Origin of the sequence: Clostridium sp., assembly GCF_050717545.1 — a bacterium.
Lineage (GTDB): Bacteria > Bacillota > Clostridia > Clostridiales > Clostridiaceae > Clostridium_AD.
This window is the reverse complement of record NZ_JBOITN010000015.1, coordinates 1-16685: the sequence shown is the minus strand read 5'-3', so window position 1 is coordinate 16685 and position 16685 is coordinate 1. Positions and strand designations below refer to the sequence as shown.

Sequence of the window (16685 nt, the reverse complement as noted above, 5' to 3'; positions counted from 1 at the left end):
ATTATTTTGCTAAGTTTACCTATTTCTCTGTTTAATTTTCAAAGACCAACTTGCTTTGTCATCAAGTGACGACTTCTACTATAATACTAGGTATTTCTTGTTTTGTCAACTAATTCTTTTAAACTAAGTTTTGTTTAAAACTTGTTTGAATCCTCATTAACATTTAACTTCTGTGCCGCACGTTTGTGACGACAAGATGTATTCTATCATAATAATAAAATCACAATACAACAATATATCCATTCTATACAAATTATCTTCATATTTCTACATATATGAATAAATTACTCTTCATTCCGCATTTAGATACACAAGGCTAAGTGTTATAAATATGTCTTTCTTTACACTGTCATCTAAAATTATGTCTATACTGTACTTTGACTATATATATGAAAGGACATTTTTGAAATTGATTATTGATGCATTTTATTAATTATTTTATATCTAAGATTCTCTCTTCATAACTTTTAAACCTTGATTAATAAAAAAAAATAGTTATAATGGAACTACTTTGGTCATTTTTAAATTACATAAGATAATTCATCTGGAGGTATACATAAATGAAAAATTCTACAAAACATTCTGTGGTTATAGGATTTGCTCTATTTGCAATGTTTTTCGGTGCAGGAAACCTAATTTTTCCACCATTCCTGGGAAAAGCTGCAGGAAGCACATTTTTCGCGTCCATAATAGGCTTTCTCATTACAGGAGTTGGTCTTCCACTAACTGGTATAATTGCCTGTGCCAAAATTAATGGTACCTACGAGAAAATGGCTAATAGAGTAGGCAAAAAATTTGCTATAATAACCGGTGTTGCTTTAATACTTGTTATAGGTCCATTATTTGCAATTCCAAGAACTGCTGCAACAACTTTTGAACTTGGAATACATCCTATATTTCCATCAGTATCGCAAAATATAGTAATTATATTTTATTTTGTTATAGCACTGGTATTTGTACTTAAACCGTCTTCAATAATTGATAATATAGGTAAAATACTTACACCTACACTTTTATTTATGCTTGCTATAATTATATTTAAAGGAATAATAGATCCTATTGGACCAATTGTAAATACATCTTACAAAGGTGGATTCTCAAAAGCTTTAATAGAAGGTTATCAAACAATGGATGCTATGGCTTCTGTTGTATTTGCCGGAATAATTATTTCATCTATTAGATCAAAAGGTTATAACACTGCAAATGATATAATGACTATGACTATAAAATCAGCAATAATTGCTGTAGCAGGTTTAACCTTCGTATATGGTGGACTTATGTATCTTGGCACACAAACAACTACTTTGTTCCCAGCAGATATAGCTAGAACTAAGCTTGTTACGCAGCTTGTTAGGTTAGACCTAGGCAGTATTGGAGTTGTTATCCTTAGTTTTTGTGTTGCTCTTGCATGCTTAACAACTGCTATAGGATTACTTGCAAGTGGAGCAACATTCTTTTCTAACCTTACCAAAAATAAAGTATCTTACAAAACTGCTGCTGTTATTATGGCCGTTGTAAGTGGATTAATAGCTACAAATAACGTTGATAGTATCATTACACTAGCAGGTCCCGTTTTACAAATTTTATATCCAATTGTAATTGTCCTGATAATCATTACTTTGCTAGGTGATAAAGTGAAAAGTAATAAGGTTGTTGCTATAACTACATACACAGCACTAATTATAAGTATTTTAGATACTATAAATGGTATCTATGTAAACAGCATTGGATTTATTAAATTTATTCCTCTAGCAAGTGCTGGATTCTCATGGATTATACCTTCCTTACTAGCTTTTGTAATTTCTAACATTTTAGTAATACCAAAAGAAGATGTTATAGATGAAGATGAATCTGCTTCAATTTATGAAGGATATTAAGGGTAAGATAATATAGGTTTGGGCTATCTACCAGTGATTAAAATTCACTGGTAGATAGCCCTTCTTTTTAGTAATTTCATTTTATAGGGAACTTCATCTTATATTTCAACTATCTTTAAATTTCAAATCAATGGTTGACCTAAATCAACCTTTTAAAAGTCTTTTCATTTAATAACATTAAGAAGGTATCCATATCCTGTGCCTTCCATTTTATCCATCGGTATAAATTTTATAGAAGCACTATTTATACAATATCTCTTTCCTCCCTTATCTTTTGGCCCATCATCAAAGACATGACCTAAATGTATATTCCCACTTCTACTTCTAACCTCAGTTCTAACCATATTATAATTTTTATCGTAAATTATCATAAGCCATACTCCATATAATGCCTGACCACCTGTTGCTGAAATTCCAAGTACCGTTGCAAGTATAGGTCCAATACATGGTGTCCATCCAAAGCTAAATGAGAATCCTAAAAGGAATATTCCAAGTATTCCATTATCGCTCTTTAAAATTAACCTTCTTTCTCTATCTAAACTTTTTAAATGTACTAATCCAGTTTGATGAATACCTAAAAGAATAACTATAAGCCCACAAAATGTTATAAATAATTTACTATTAATTAGATTTCCAAGAGAACCAGCACCAAATCCTAATATTATAAAACTTGTAGATATTCCACCAACGAATACTAGAGTCTTTGCTATAACTCTAAGGTTTATATTTAACCTGCCTAATTTTTTAATATATTTATCGTGATTTATATTTTTTTGATCTTCAGCAAAAATAGAAATATAAACTGGAAGTAACGGTACTAAGCACGGTGAAAAGAAAGAAAAAATTCCAGCTACAAAAACCGTACTCATAAATATTTGATTGGTTAACATTTCTCCCACCACCTTTGTTTTTGTTATGTTTATATTACTATTATAATAATATATAGGAATTTAATACATAGAATATGATAATGTAATTATTTGAATATTCTATATTGAGATAACAAAAATAAAACACAGCCTTAACGATATTCTCGTTAAACCTGTGTTTTATTAGTTAATTTATATTTGGGTCTTCCTTTTCATGATTTTAACTCCAAATGGCGTCAAGTTAATTTCTCCTTCTAACCTGATTCCAGAAAGCATATCTTCATACACATCTTTTTCTAATATTATACTTTCATCACAATTGTTAAAGTTCATTAAGAATATGAAGTCATTTTCACCATCAGTTCTTAGTTGCGCCGTAACACCATGAGGTAATTTTGCGTCAACTACTGTTTTAATTCCAAGTCTGTTAATTAAGTCACCATAAAATTTTTCATTAAAATCATCTTTGTTTCTTGATGCAATGTAATATGCGTTTCCGTTGCCATATTCATTAACTGTAAGAGCAGGTCTTCCAGCAAAGAAATCTGATTTATAGTTTGCAAGTACCTCTGCAGCTTCCACATGTATTAAATCAATTAACTCTCCAGTTTCATATTCACCTTTAAGCCCTAACTTATTGTTATCGCTAAATATTATATTATTTGATTCATCATCATAAAGACTCTCTATTTCTTCTGACCATATTCCTAACACTTTTCTAAGTGGCCCTGGGAATCCACCAAGGAAACATAAGTCATTTTCATTTACTATACCCGACCAATAGGTTGCTACAAATGTTCCTCCATTTTTAACAAAAGCTTCTATTTTTTCTTGAACTCCCGGTTTTACCATGTAAAGCATAGGTGCTACAAGAAGTTTATAACTAGAAAACTCTTGCTCCATATCTATTATGTCAACTGGTACTCCACTTTCCCAAAAAGGTTTATATTGCGAGTGCACTGTCTCTTCATATTTCATTCCACAATTTCGTGGGCCTTGTGAATCATTTATAGCCCACCTGTTTTCCCAATCAAATATTATAGCAACTTCAGGCTCTACGCTGGTACCTATTATCTCATCTAGCTTTTCAAGAACTGTCCCAACCTGGGTAACATCTTTAAATACTCTAGTATTCTCATGACCACAATGATCTACAACTGCGCCATGAAATTTTTCACTTGATCCTCTGCTTTTTCTCCATTGAAAATACTGCACAGTATCTGAGCCATGAGCCACAGCTTGAATAGAAGATAATAAATGCATTCCTGGCTTTTTGAGTTTACTTACTGCCTGCCAATTTGTACTGCTTGGAGTGCTCTCCATTAGCATAAATGGTTTTCCTCCCATTAAAGCTCTGTTTAAATCATGTGTCATAGAAATGCCAGAGGCCAAAGCAGACTCATCTGCATTTTCGTGCCATGTTGGATAATTATCCCATGAAATTACGTCAAGCACATCCGTAAACTTCCAATAATTTAACCCATAATGTAATCCCATAAGATTCGCTGTAACTTGAATATTAGGGTTTATTTCTTTTAATGGTTTAATTTCCTCTTTGCAAAAATCAACTGTTTGATCTGTAACAAACCTCTTCCAATCCAGACTTAATCCATGTACTCCCGATTCCCCATGAGGTGCTGGCGATTGTATTTGAGACCAATCAGTATAGGTATGACTCCAAAATATAGTCCACCAAGCATTGTTCAAATTTTCAAGGGACACATATTTATTTTTAAGCCAGTTTCTAAAAGCCTCCTGACAAAGGTCACAATGGCAATCGCCACTATATTCGTTAGAAATATGCCAAGCTACTATTCCAGGGTGACTTGAATATCTCTGCGCTAATTTTGTATTTATTATTTGTGTTTTTTCTCTATAAACCGGAGATGTAAAGCAGTGGTTGTGCCTTTGACCAAATATATTTCTTACACGATTTGATTCTACTCTTAGAACTTCTGGATACTTTGCTGCCATCCATGCAGGTCTTGCTCCTGTTGGGGTCGCTAAAATTGTATATATACCGTTTTCATAGAGCTTGTCCATAACATTATCAAGCCATTCAAAATTAAATGCACCTTCCTCAGGCTCTAATGTAACCCATGAGAATATACCTAAAGATACTACATTACATTTTGCTAGTTTCATGAGTCTTATGTCTTCTTCAAAAATTCCAGGATATTTAAGCCACTGTTCTGGGTTATAGTCCGCTCCGTGATAAAAGTGCATTAACTTGTCATTTATTAATGGAAATTTATTTATCATTGATTTCACCCCATAAATTAGTTTTTTTACTATTATTATAGTATCACAACATTCACAATATTGTTAAAAATACCATACATCCTAAATTTTCACTGTTATAAAACATCAAATCTAGAGCTTTTCTGATGCTATATAACTGGATTTGTTTCTATTCCAAAAAAAATCATTCTTATGCGCACTCCATACTTTTAACAAAGGAAATCTTCTTTTAATCTCTTCTAAATTTTAAATCTAAATTCTTTCAAATTAAAAGGTCTACTCCACTTTCCTTTAAAAACTAAATACACTGCGTGTACTCCTGTAATATTTTCAACATTAGTGCTGAAGGTTTCCCAATTTTTCCAGTCTCCTGTATCATCAATGGCACATTCCCCTATTACTTTGCCATCTTCACTATCTATTCTTATTTCGATTTCTCCAGCATCATGTATACTTGCAGCTGTAGCTTCAAAAGTACATAAATCTCCCTTAAAATCAAAATATTTATATGTAGCCCAGTCCCCAGAATTCAAAATCTTCAAGTACTCCATATTTTCACCAGCATCTATATATGTTTTTCCTGAAAGTTTGCAAGCACGAAAAGCACCCATTTTTACTCTTTGATCAAGTGGTCCACTAACTCCTTGAGTGGTCATCTCCACTTCATCAATGCTTCCATCCTCATTGAAGGTAATTGGTTCTATACAAACACGTCTATTAAATTTGCTATTTTGACTAGATCTATGATAAAATATGTACCATTTTCCACCAAATTCAGCAATACTTCCATGGTTATTCCAGGTTTCTGGATCACAACCTGTGTTATCAATGATAACTCCGCCCTTTTCAAATGGTCCAAGTGGTGATTTACTCATTGCATAGGAAATACAGGTAGGCCTTCCTCTGCTGATATCAGCATAAACTAAATAATAAATTCCATTTCTCTTTCGCATAGAAGAACCTTCATGAAAACCGTGATCCATCTCATTAATTAAGCTAGTACAGAGAGTCTCTGGATATATTTCAGACATGTTTTCTTTTAGTTTTGCTCCTCTTGCCTTAACCTGTCCCCAATACAGGTATGCCTGTCCATCATCATCTATAAAAATAGCAGGGTCGATTGCATCCATATGAACTCCTTGAACAGGAACTGCACTCTTAAAAGGGCCAAAGGGAGAATTGCTAGTAGCTACTCCCTCTGCATTACCTTCAGTACAGAAATAAAGATAATATTTTCCATTTTTATAGATACAATCAGGAGCATACAATGGCTTCCCTTCCCATAGAATTTCACCTTTCTCTCCCATAGATCTAAAACTCACATCATGGTCTGTCCAATTAACTAAGTCTAAGGAAGAGAATACGCGATATTCATGACTGCAATAACTAGTATTTCCACTTATATCATAAGAGCCATAAATATACATTCGTCCATCTTCCCATTGATGTGCTTCGGCATCTGGCACAAAATGATTTATTGGTAATATCGGATTCATTTCTTTCACTCCTTAATTTTTTGATTTTTTAACTCATCAGAGTAGGTAACAGATAATTTAGCTTTTGTTGGAAGAGTTTTGGTTCAGGTAGTCTTTCAATTTTCAAGTGATATACATTAAGTGGGAACTCACTCTTTCCGTGAGATTTTTCATGCTGTATATTCGATCAATTCATATCCTCTTATCTACTATTTCTCTATAAATTTGTAAGGTTATATAATATTTTTTAATTTTTAATTATCTTCATGACCATACCTGGTTCTGATGTATCACCAGCCGTTGCGTTCATTAAACCGATTGCATTTATTAAATCTCCCTTAAGGATAATTTCATAATCTTTTATACAAACTCTATCCGTTATATCAATTGCATCATCGCCCGCCAAATCTTGAGCCCAAATTTGAACACCCTCTAAACGCTCCTTCAGAACACATATCAGAAGATGAAAGTGTCCGAAAACAGCTATCGGCTGGTTTATATCATCAACCGAAAGTCTAACTACTGCCTTTGGGGTATAGACACCTTTATTCATATCCGTTCTTGGAAGCGACGCTATAGAAATCGCTCCATTTGGGTGACATGACGCTACTATAAATGGCGAATCTTCGTCATTTTCTACAATTGGCAACGACATTCCCCTACTGATAATTGCAGGACAAGCTTGTGTGATTTCGTTGCCATTTAACCAATAAGCCCATGACTCTCCACTGTTAAATTTCCAAGTATCATTATGAATTCTCTTACTGCTATATAATGTTTGCTGATTAACTGCATACGCAGGTGCGATACGTTGCCACCTAACCGCTCGAACAGCCTCATCCAAACTTTTTCGAGTGTTTTTTAAATCATGATTCATACCAGTAAATATTTTATTTAGCCCTGATCTCAAAATCCCAATACTACAGCCTAATGCAGCTCCAATATAAAGCTCATCTTCGCAATTGAGTATGCATTTTGTTCCCTTATTAACTTCTGCTCCTAATAAACTTCCTATTCTATCCAATGTAGTAGCTGTAGATAAAGGATTGGTTACATCATATGTGCGTAGAACGTCACTAAAAGAGCTTAATTCTAATGCTTCTTGTAGAACAGTACCCCAATTTCCATATCTACCAAGTCCGCTAGAAGGTATGGGTGACCACGGTATAGTACTATCATCATTAATAGGTCCGCACGGCTTACTGTGTTCTACAATAAGACTAGGCGCTTCCTCTCTTGTAACACGACTCAACATTTCTCTAAAACTTTTAGATGTTCTAACGCCCCAATCTACTTTCCAATATTCGATTCCTGCTTGTCTAGACCATATGGCTCTTTTTCGCCAATAATCTTCTAATTCTTGATAATTATACATAAACCCTTCTTTGCCATCACCTTGAGCTTGGGCTGCAACCCATAACCCAGCACCACGCCATCCATAGCTTTTTACCTTCTCATTCAATTTTTTTAAGCGCTCTTGAGGGTTACCACTACAAGATGGAAACCTTTCTTCATTTAACTCAAGAGAGCCAAATTGATACCTTTGAGTATCTGGATGAACATCATAGGGCACGTCCCATCCATCATCAAAAACAAAGTATAAATCCTTTCTTATTAGCTCATATTGATTAATAAACCCATTTTTACTAAAAACCACCTCTTCATTTAAATAGTTTCTTGCTCCTTTTGCTCCCTGAATACCGTCAAAAGCTGTTGCATTATCTACATCAACTGTATTCTTCCTACCATAGTTTTGTGTTGTCCACGTACAATAATAATTAGGTGTTGTTCCTGATAAATTAGGTATTATGTTCATTTATTTTCCCCCGTCCTTATCCTTAAATATATAGTTTGTATCCTCCATATGTAAACATTAACATTTAACGGTTTTAGAAAAGCGACAAATGACATAGTAATAAATTTACAACTGTCATCTATCGCTGATTATAATTTTATACTATTACTTTATTTTTTAGCCTTTACAAATGCACTCGCTTGTGTTTGAGCTTCTTTCATTAGTTTTTCTAACCCTGCGTTCTTCAACTTTTCTTTGTATGTTTCTACAGCTTTATCTGCATCAGTTACTAATCCAAGCTGAATTGGGAGTCCATATTGAATAACAATTGTGTTGATGGCTGCCATTTCATTTTTTACTTTACTGTCATCAAAAGTAAATGTCTCTAAGGGATTATGAATAGTCTCTTTTTCCCACAATGTGTTAAACTCATTTATTGCTGCTGGTTCATCAACATCTGTACGATTTATTGATGTGTGCCATCCCCATGGGCATACTGATCCTGCTGGGAAATCAGCTGTAGCAGCTAAAGTTTTGAATTTATTATCACCAACTACGTCAAAGTGGGTACCTTTAATTCCATAAAAGCTTAAGTCATATATGTCCCTATCATATCTTAATAGATCTAGTGCCATTAATGCTCTTTCTGAATTCTTTGAAGTTGCACTTATAGCCATACCATTATTAGTATAAGCATTAACAAACTTTTTAGTTCCTGGTAATATATCTGCAATTTCTACTTTCCACTCTGGATGTGCAGTGTTCATGATTTTCATATCTTTAGCAACTGTTGCCATATTCCAAATCATCGATGCTGCCTTTCCTGCCTTAAATCCGTCATCTCTTGTATCTTTGCTAGAAATAGAATTCTTAGACCAATATCCTTTGTCTGCATATTGTTTCATTGTTTCTGCATACTTTTTATACTCTGGAGTATCAATCATTGAGAAAATCTTACCTGAAGTATCGTCCATCTTATATCCGATAAGAGGATCAGCTATATAAGTTCCCGTTAGGCCTGCAATTCCAACAGCCTGCGTTTGTAAAATAAATTCAAGACTTTGTATTCCTCCCATAATTAGAGGAACCATATTTTTTTCATTTTTAGCTATAGCATCATAATATTTTTCAAGATCTGCTTGACTTTTTATTGGATCAATATTATATTTTTGTCTTAAATCTCCTCTAATACCTACAACTTGACAGCTATACTCGTCTTGATCACTAGGAATCATATATATTTTATTATTAACTTTGGCCTGCTCCCATGCAACTTTAGGTTCGTTTTTCCAGCTTTGCGGAGCATACTTTGCAAGCATTTCCGGAGTTAGCTCAAGGAATCCATTTCTAGTTGCGGTCTGATTATAAAAAGACCAACCAGTTGCTGTAAAAATTAAGTCAAAATCTTCTCCTGAAGAAAATAACATTGGATATTTAGTAGAGTGATCTCCCCAAGATATGAAATTAACATCAATTGTTGTATTGATCTTTTGGGTCAATAATTCATTCATTTTAGCGTAAACAAGATCTGCATCTTTTGGTTTATCTCCTAAAATATACATTTTAAGTTTTACTGGATCCAATTTTGCTACGTCAGTTGTTGCTGGTGTTGATGATGGAACTGATCTTTTACTAGTACCACAACCCGAAAGTGATGACATAATAATCCCCGCTACTAAAAACGTAATGCTTAATTTTTTCATGATTTTGTTCATTAATTAATTTCCCCCTTATAATATAATTTGTAATATATATTCAATTATGGGTATTAACCCTTAACTGCACCAATAGTAAGACCTTGTACGAAATATTTTTGAACGAATGGATACAGGAGTATTATTGGGCCTGTTACAATAACTGTAAGTGCCATCTTTAAAGATTCTCCTGGTAAATCCATCTGTAAGTTAACGCCTGCGCTGGCAGATGCTACTATTCTCTTATAAGCATCAATGTTATTAACAATCTTATAGAGAAAATATTGTAGACTATACATCTTGTCATCTTGAATAAATAACATTGCGTTATACCAATCATTCCAATATCTAAGGGCAATAAACAGTCCTACTGTTGCAAGGGCTGGTTTAGACAGTGGAAGTATTAGCTTAATAAATATAGTAAAATCCCCAGCTCCATCAATCTTAGCAGATTCTGATATTGCATCTGGTATACTACTCATATAACTTTTCATAATCAATATATTGAAAACACTTAAGAGTAAAGGCATTATAAGTGCTAAATAATTATCTTTCATGTGTAAATATTTAACCATTAATATATACCAAGGTACAAGTCCACCACTAAATAAAGTAGTAAAATAGAAGTAAAAGGAAAACTTATTTCTCCATTCAAAATCTTTTCGCGTTAATACATATGCGGTCATGGCTGTAACAAACAATCCACAAAGTGTGCCAGTGATTGTTATAAATATTGTAACTCCATAAGCTTCTAACACTACCATAGGATTCCTAAAAGCAAGTGCGTATGCTGAAGTTGAAAACTCTTTTGGTATTAAGCTGAATCCATCTTTTAAAATAGATGTTTCTGAGGTTAAGGAACCTGAAACCACGATAATAATTGGAACTACGCAACATACTGTCATAAATGTTATAACTATATATGCAAAAATGTTAAATATTACTCTATCTTTTGATATTTTTCTCATGCTACTACCCCTCCATTCTAAAATAATGAATTTTCCTCGTTATGCTTTTTAACAATAGAATTAACTGTTATTATTGTTATGAAACAAAATACTGATTGGTAAAGGCCTGCTGCTGCTGCCATACCAACTTCATTACTCTGCATCAATGCTCTAACAGTAAATGTATCAATAACATCAGTAGCATTGAAAAGAGTACCATTATTACCTATAATATTATAAAACATATCAAAATTTCCTCTGAATATATTGCCAATTGCAAGCAATGTTAATATTGTAATTGTTGGAACCAATGAAGGAAGTGTGATATACCTAATCCTCTCAAATATATTAGCACCATCAATTTCAGATGCTTCATAAATTTCTGTATCAATACCCATTATTGAAGCTAAGTACAGTACAGTACCATACCCAAGTCCTTGCCATGCACAGAATATAATTATTATAAAAATCCATGCCACAGGTTTTGAATAAACGTCTATTGCTCCAATATGAAACATTTTAAGTATAGAATTAAAACTTCCATGTTCATAATTAAATATATTATATGTTATAACTCCCACTATAACCCAAGATATAAAATATGGTAGAAACATAAGTGATTGGGTTAACTTTTTAAAATATTTATTTTTTATCTCTGATAATAAAATTGCTGCTGATATTTGAAGAACTGTATTAACAATTATAAATGCTAAGTTGTATAAAACTGTATTACGAGTTACTATGAAAGCCTGTCCTGAGATAAAGAAAAACTTAAAGTTTTCAATACCTAGCCAAGGACTTCCAAAAATACCTTCCTTATAATTGTAACTTTTAAAAGCCACAATTATTCCGCTAATGGGGAGATAGTTAAACAAGAAGAAAAAAAGTACAGCTGGTAGAAGCATTAATAGTAAAGTTCTGTTCTTTTTAACTTTATGTAAAAACCCTTTCTTCTTAAGTCTCATATTCATTATCATCATCCTCATCCTTTCATTTTTTAAACCTTTTCATATTCTTTACACAATCATATCACCTTATGGTTTACAATTTAATAGTAAATATTTTCGATAGTAGTAAAATCATATTTTCTTTGTAAACCATGTCACGTTTGGATTACACCCATTGTAATAAAGTGAGATTGAATATATAATTAACATGAACTCACAAATTGGAGACACTATGATTACCAGGAGGTTTAAAATGATTAACATATTAATAGTAGACGATGAGATTTTCACTAGGGAAGGTATCATAGCTGAAATTCCTTGGGACAAACTAGGTACTGTTAAAATAGAACAAGCCTTTGACGGTATAAATGCTCTTGAAATAGCTAAAAACTTTCAGCCTGATATTTTACTAACTGATGTAAAAATGCCTAGGATGAATGGTATAGAATTATCTTTTGAACTTAGAAAACTCTATCCTACCTGTGAAATCATTTTTTTGAGTGGATATTCAGATAAAAAATATCTAAAATCAGCCATTGAACTTAAAGCCGTAAGTTATGTAGAAAAACCTATAGATATTAAAGAACTCCAAATTGCAATTCAAAATGCAATAGCTTTAAAACTAAAAGAAACAAAAAATACGCTAAACATTAAAAATGATATTGCACTAAGACTTATTCAAGAAAATGCTGATATTAATAGTTTAGGTAAATACATTGACATAAACCCTACAAGCACGCTAAATGAAACTAATTTTATTACGATTTTGATTAAGACCTTAACTAATGAGAGATTAATTAAGGAAACCACCTTGCTTACACTTAAAAAGTTAATAAATGAAACTGGCTTTGGTTGTATTTTATCTTATAAAGAAGATAATCTTATACTAATTCACCTGTATTGGAATGCTGATACAAGCTCTTTATCAAGTAAAAACACCTTAGAAAATATATACTGCCTTATATCTCAATATTTAAGGCACCTCACCATTTTTTTCATATGCCAAGGTCAGAAAGTTATAGGTGCACTGAATATACCTATTTCCTATAGCTTGGCTTTTGAAGCACTGAGTAAAGCTTTTTTTTATGATTATAATTCTGTAATTTATTATGATAAAATAAGTACCCTTGTTTACACCTTAGATGAAAAACTTATTTGCAACTTCTCTCAAAATCTTTTAAATGAAGATAAGCAAAATAGCATTCTTCTAATTAATAGGCTTACCTGCGAAATTAAAGAAAGTGCTTCAACTTCAATAAATTATGTAAGAGATATCTATTACAAACTTTTACAACAATTATTAAAATTTTCATATGAAAGAAACCTTAACAATGATAAAAAGGACTTAGATAATAAAAGCCCTTTCGAACACCTTGCAAGTTTTTGCACTCTTATGGATATTAAAACTTATATGCTAGAAAAAATACACACTATTTTTAGCGCTTTAGAAGAAAAAAATATGAATATACGCCCTGTTTCATCTATCCTAAAATATATACATGAAAACTACTTTGATATAGATTTATCTCTACAGAGTATTAGCAATAAAACTTATCTAACCCCTGCGTACATGTGCTCAATATTTAAAGAACAAACTGGGACAACCATAAACTGTTATATTACTAAGTACCGAATAACTAAAGCAAAAGATCTTTTGAAGGATCATAATATGAAAATTATAGATATTACACTTAAAGTAGGGTATAGTGATGGAAATTATTTTTCAAAAATTTTTAAAAAAGAAACAGGTTTAACACCATCTAAATACAAGAAGAAATTTTTGCAATGAAAAAACTAAAATTTTCAAACTTAAAACTTATGCAAAAATTCCTATTTTCCTACTTCATGCTGATAATAATTCCATTAATTCTTTTATCAACTATTACCTATAAAAATGTTTCAAGCATCTTAGAAACCTATATTACATCAGCTACAAAACAAGCCTTTGAACAAACATATTCTTTTTTATCTTATAAACTATATAGAATTAATGATGTATCTAATATAATTTCTAATGATAGTAATGTTACCACAACTGAAAGCAATTTGATTACGATACTCAATAAAACTGCTAATACATATCCTATAAACGAAGAAATTAAAGACATGTATTTTCTGCGCAAATATCTTAGTTCTTATGAGAACAATGTTGATATAAGTAACTTAAAGCTCTATGTTAATGACGACTTCCTATATTCCACTGAAGGATATAATATGTTTGCCCTTAGTCAAACCAAAGGTTCTAAATGGCATACCATATTTAAAGAAAATAATAAAAGGAATTTATGGTGTCCTAGTTCCTATCTTGTCGATAAACCTAGTAGTAGTTCTAGTGAACTTTCCATCGTATCTGCAATAAAAAATCCAAATGATTTTTCAGAGGATATCGGTTTTCTTCGCGTTGATTTTAAAAAATCAATGATTGATGACATTATAAAAAAGACAAATTCTGTGGACGGTAGCTTTACATATATACAAAATTCTAAAGGAGTTGTTGTATCCTCGACTGATGATTCGTTAATTACTAAATATAGCATTGACAATACTGTAACCCGTAACCCATCCTCTAAAGAAGAAGATTTTCATAAATTAACAATAGGTGATAATAAATGTCTTTTGAAAAGTTCCTTAATAAATAATACAGATTGGTATATGACAACAGTTATACCTTATGATAGTATTCTTGTTAAAATTAAATCTATAAGAAATGACATGATTTTGTTACTTAGTATAATTGTAACAATAGCTTTTACCCTTGCCTACTACTTTTCAAATTCAATAAATAGAAGAATCACAAAACTTAACAAAGCTATGAGAAGTGTTCATCATGGTAACCTTGATACATTTATAAAGGATTCAAGTTCTGATGAAATTGGTGAGCTCATAGACAATTATAATTTTATGATTACTAAAATGGTAGTGCTTATTGATGAGCAATATAAATCTGGCAAGGAGGTAAAAAATGCGGAATTAAAAGCCCTTCAAGCACAAATAAATCCACATTTTTTATATAATACTTTGGACATGATAAACTGGATGGCTTTCAAAGATATGAATAAAGAGATCAGCTGCGCAGTTAAAAGCTTAGCAGGTTTCTATAAGCTTAGTCTAAATAAAGGTAAATCTAAAGTCTCTATTAGGGATGAAATAACCCATGCTTCACTTTATGTTGGTATCCAAAACATGAGGTATTCAGGTAGAATAAAGCTAACAATAGATTTGCCTCAGAAAATCTATTCTTATAGTATTTTGAAAATCACATTACAACCTATCCTAGAAAATTCTATTTCACATGGTATTCTTGGTAGAGGAAATGCATGTGGCATGATACTAATTAGTGGTAAATTAGAAAATAATGATATAACTTTATCTGTTCGAGATGACGGCATCGGAATTCCTGTGGATAGAATAGACAAAATCTTAACAGATGATATAAGCAGTAAAACCGGTAGTGGTTATGGTCTTAAGAATATTAATAAGCGTTTAAAACTATCTTACGGTGAAAGCTATGGTTTATCATTTATTAGCCAGTATGGCCATGGAACTACAGTAAAAATTAAAATCCCCGCTATGCAACACGTGGATGAATTATTATTATAATTCATAAAAAAATATACTGTTTTCATGGAGCTTATCCATTACATTGACTTTCTACTAATAATAAATAGCTCCCCACGTTATCTTTGTTTAATTATTTATAGCCGTAATCATAAGTTCAGGCTTACCCCCAGTAGGTGTAATCTCATTAATCCAAACATTATATTCATTTTTTCCAAGCATTATTCCCTGGTAGTTCACAAACATATATTTTGTAAATGAACTACTTATTGCGCTCTTATAACTTGGATTAATAATTTTATCATAATTCTCAATAAAGTAATCTTTATCTTCTACCTTTATAAGCTTACCATCAATTTTAACATTGATAGGGTATTTTATTTTTGCGGCTAATTGCTCTTTATTATCATACACTATATAGTTTTGTATTTCGCCAGCAAAATTTTCCACATCCTGGTCGGCTTTAGTATTTAGTGCTACAGCATATCTCTTCCCATATTCCTCAGCTGCAACGTTACTTTTAAGTGATAATGTAAATGGATAATGGGTTTTATTATCAGCGCTTATCCATGTTCCTTCAATTTTATCAACAGTATTCATTGTTCCTTGAAATATCCCTATGTTTTTTCCTATTGCATCATATTCATATAAAACAATATCCTTTCCTCCTGATTTTCCTTTAAGTTTTATTTCCTTTTTCTGCGACTCATAAAAATATGTTCCAAGTAACTCTTTGCCACTTTTATATATACTCATTTGAATATCAATATTATTATTTATAGTTCCCGCGTAGTCATAGTATCCCTTTTCAAATATACTTTTAGTCTCATTTATATTTTTAAGTAAGCTAGCATCTACCTTAATATCAGTATCTTTAACACTTTGATCTACATTTTCTGAATTTGATGTTTTTTGCTCACTGCTTGTTTGCGATACATCTTCACTTTGGGTATTGGTAGTCTTTTGAGGTGTATTATTAATTTCATTGGATTTACTCGAGCATCCCGCCGCCACCAAGCTTGCTAATATAATAATTAATATCATTCTTTTCATTTTAAATCCTCCAATATCATATTAGTTTAAGTAGTATTATTCTATGCTTTACTTTATTATATCCTTTTTCCCTACTTTTTACACTATTTACAACACATATAATAAGTAAGCGTCAAATGCTACCCACATTCCTATGCACTTTAATTCATGAGATAATAACCTCAAAACAAGGAGGTTATTCTTATGTCAGAACCAAAAGTTAATTTCATGTGGCAACATCGAGTGAATG

General features: G+C 31.9%; 11 protein-coding genes. 3 read left to right on the top strand and 8 right to left on the bottom strand.

Going from position 1 to position 16685, the window contains the following annotated elements:
• The first annotated feature begins 560 nt into the window (after positions 1–560).
• Positions 561–1877, top strand: coding sequence for a branched-chain amino acid transport system II carrier protein (gene brnQ, locus ACREVX_RS03050; RefSeq protein WP_431542696.1), 1317 nt, complete (start codon positions 561–563; stop codon positions 1875–1877).
• 164 nt (positions 1878–2041) lie between these two features.
• On the opposite strand, the gene ACREVX_RS03045 is transcribed toward brnQ, so the two are convergent.
• From ACREVX_RS03045 to ACREVX_RS03015, 7 genes are all read right to left on the bottom strand, one after another.
• Positions 2042–2767 (bottom strand): cytochrome c biogenesis CcdA family protein, encoded by a 726-nt coding sequence (locus ACREVX_RS03045; protein ID WP_431542695.1) that lies wholly within the window; start codon positions 2765–2767, stop codon positions 2042–2044.
• 171 nt (positions 2768–2938) lie between these two features.
• Positions 2939–5008, bottom strand: a complete 2070-nt coding sequence (locus ACREVX_RS03040) for a beta-galactosidase (protein ID WP_431542694.1) — start codon at positions 5006–5008, stop codon at positions 2939–2941.
• A 218-nt stretch (positions 5009–5226) separates the two neighbouring features.
• The gene (locus tag ACREVX_RS03035) at positions 5227–6483 is read right to left on the bottom strand and encodes a family 43 glycosylhydrolase (RefSeq protein ID WP_431542693.1); all 1257 of its coding nucleotides are present in this window, start codon (positions 6481–6483) and stop codon (positions 5227–5229) included.
• Positions 6484–6709: 226 nt separating this feature from the next.
• Positions 6710–8278, bottom strand: coding sequence for a hypothetical protein (locus tag ACREVX_RS03030; protein ID WP_431542692.1), 1569 nt, complete (start codon positions 8276–8278; stop codon positions 6710–6712).
• A 149-nt stretch (positions 8279–8427) separates the two neighbouring features.
• Positions 8428–9972, bottom strand: coding sequence for a DUF3502 domain-containing protein (locus ACREVX_RS03025; RefSeq protein ID WP_431542691.1), 1545 nt, complete (start codon positions 9970–9972; stop codon positions 8428–8430).
• Between the two features lie 53 nt (positions 9973–10025).
• On the bottom strand, positions 10026–10919 hold the full coding sequence (locus tag ACREVX_RS03020; protein ID WP_431542690.1) for a carbohydrate ABC transporter permease: 894 nt from the start codon (positions 10917–10919) through the stop codon (positions 10026–10028).
• A 17-nt stretch (positions 10920–10936) separates the two neighbouring features.
• A complete protein-coding gene (locus ACREVX_RS03015) occupies positions 10937–11869 on the bottom strand; it encodes an ABC transporter permease (protein WP_431542689.1) in 933 nt (310 codons plus the stop codon).
• 229 nt (positions 11870–12098) lie between these two features.
• Here ACREVX_RS03015 and ACREVX_RS03010 point away from each other — a divergent pair, with 229 nt between their 5' ends.
• A complete protein-coding gene (locus ACREVX_RS03010) occupies positions 12099–13634 on the top strand; it encodes a response regulator transcription factor (RefSeq protein WP_431542688.1) in 1536 nt (511 codons plus the stop codon).
• Complete coding sequence (locus ACREVX_RS03005; RefSeq protein ID WP_431542687.1) at positions 13631–15445, top strand: sensor histidine kinase; 1815 nt, start codon at positions 13631–13633, stop codon at positions 15443–15445. The genes ACREVX_RS03010 and ACREVX_RS03005 overlap by 4 nt, the downstream gene beginning before the upstream one ends.
• A gap of 87 nt (positions 15446–15532) precedes the next feature.
• On the opposite strand, the gene ACREVX_RS03000 is transcribed toward ACREVX_RS03005, so the two are convergent.
• Positions 15533–16456, bottom strand: a complete 924-nt coding sequence (locus ACREVX_RS03000; RefSeq protein ID WP_431542686.1) for a hypothetical protein — start codon at positions 16454–16456, stop codon at positions 15533–15535.
• Between the last annotated feature and the right edge of the window lie 229 nt (positions 16457–16685).

Coding starts and splice junctions, on each gene's coding strand:
- brnQ (WP_431542696.1), top strand. CDS start 561: ATGAAAAATTCTACAAAACATTCTGTGGTTATAGGATTTGCTCTATTT.
- ACREVX_RS03045 (WP_431542695.1), bottom strand. CDS start 2,767: ATGTTAACCAATCAAATATTTATGAGTACGGTTTTTGTAGCTGGAATT.
- ACREVX_RS03040 (WP_431542694.1), bottom strand. CDS start 5,008: ATGATAAATAAATTTCCATTAATAAATGACAAGTTAATGCACTTTTAT.
- ACREVX_RS03035 (WP_431542693.1), bottom strand. CDS start 6,483: ATGAATCCGATATTACCAATAAATCATTTTGTGCCAGATGCCGAAGCA.
- ACREVX_RS03030 (WP_431542692.1), bottom strand. CDS start 8,278: ATGAACATAATACCTAATTTATCAGGAACAACACCTAATTATTATTGT.
- ACREVX_RS03025 (WP_431542691.1), bottom strand. CDS start 9,972: ATGAACAAAATCATGAAAAAATTAAGCATTACGTTTTTAGTAGCGGGG.
- ACREVX_RS03020 (WP_431542690.1), bottom strand. CDS start 10,919: ATGAGAAAAATATCAAAAGATAGAGTAATATTTAACATTTTTGCATAT.
- ACREVX_RS03015 (WP_431542689.1), bottom strand. CDS start 11,869: ATGAATATGAGACTTAAGAAGAAAGGGTTTTTACATAAAGTTAAAAAG.
- ACREVX_RS03010 (WP_431542688.1), top strand. CDS start 12,099: ATGATTAACATATTAATAGTAGACGATGAGATTTTCACTAGGGAAGGT.
- ACREVX_RS03005 (WP_431542687.1), top strand. CDS start 13,631: ATGAAAAAACTAAAATTTTCAAACTTAAAACTTATGCAAAAATTCCTA.
- ACREVX_RS03000 (WP_431542686.1), bottom strand. CDS start 16,456: ATGAAAAGAATGATATTAATTATTATATTAGCAAGCTTGGTGGCGGCG.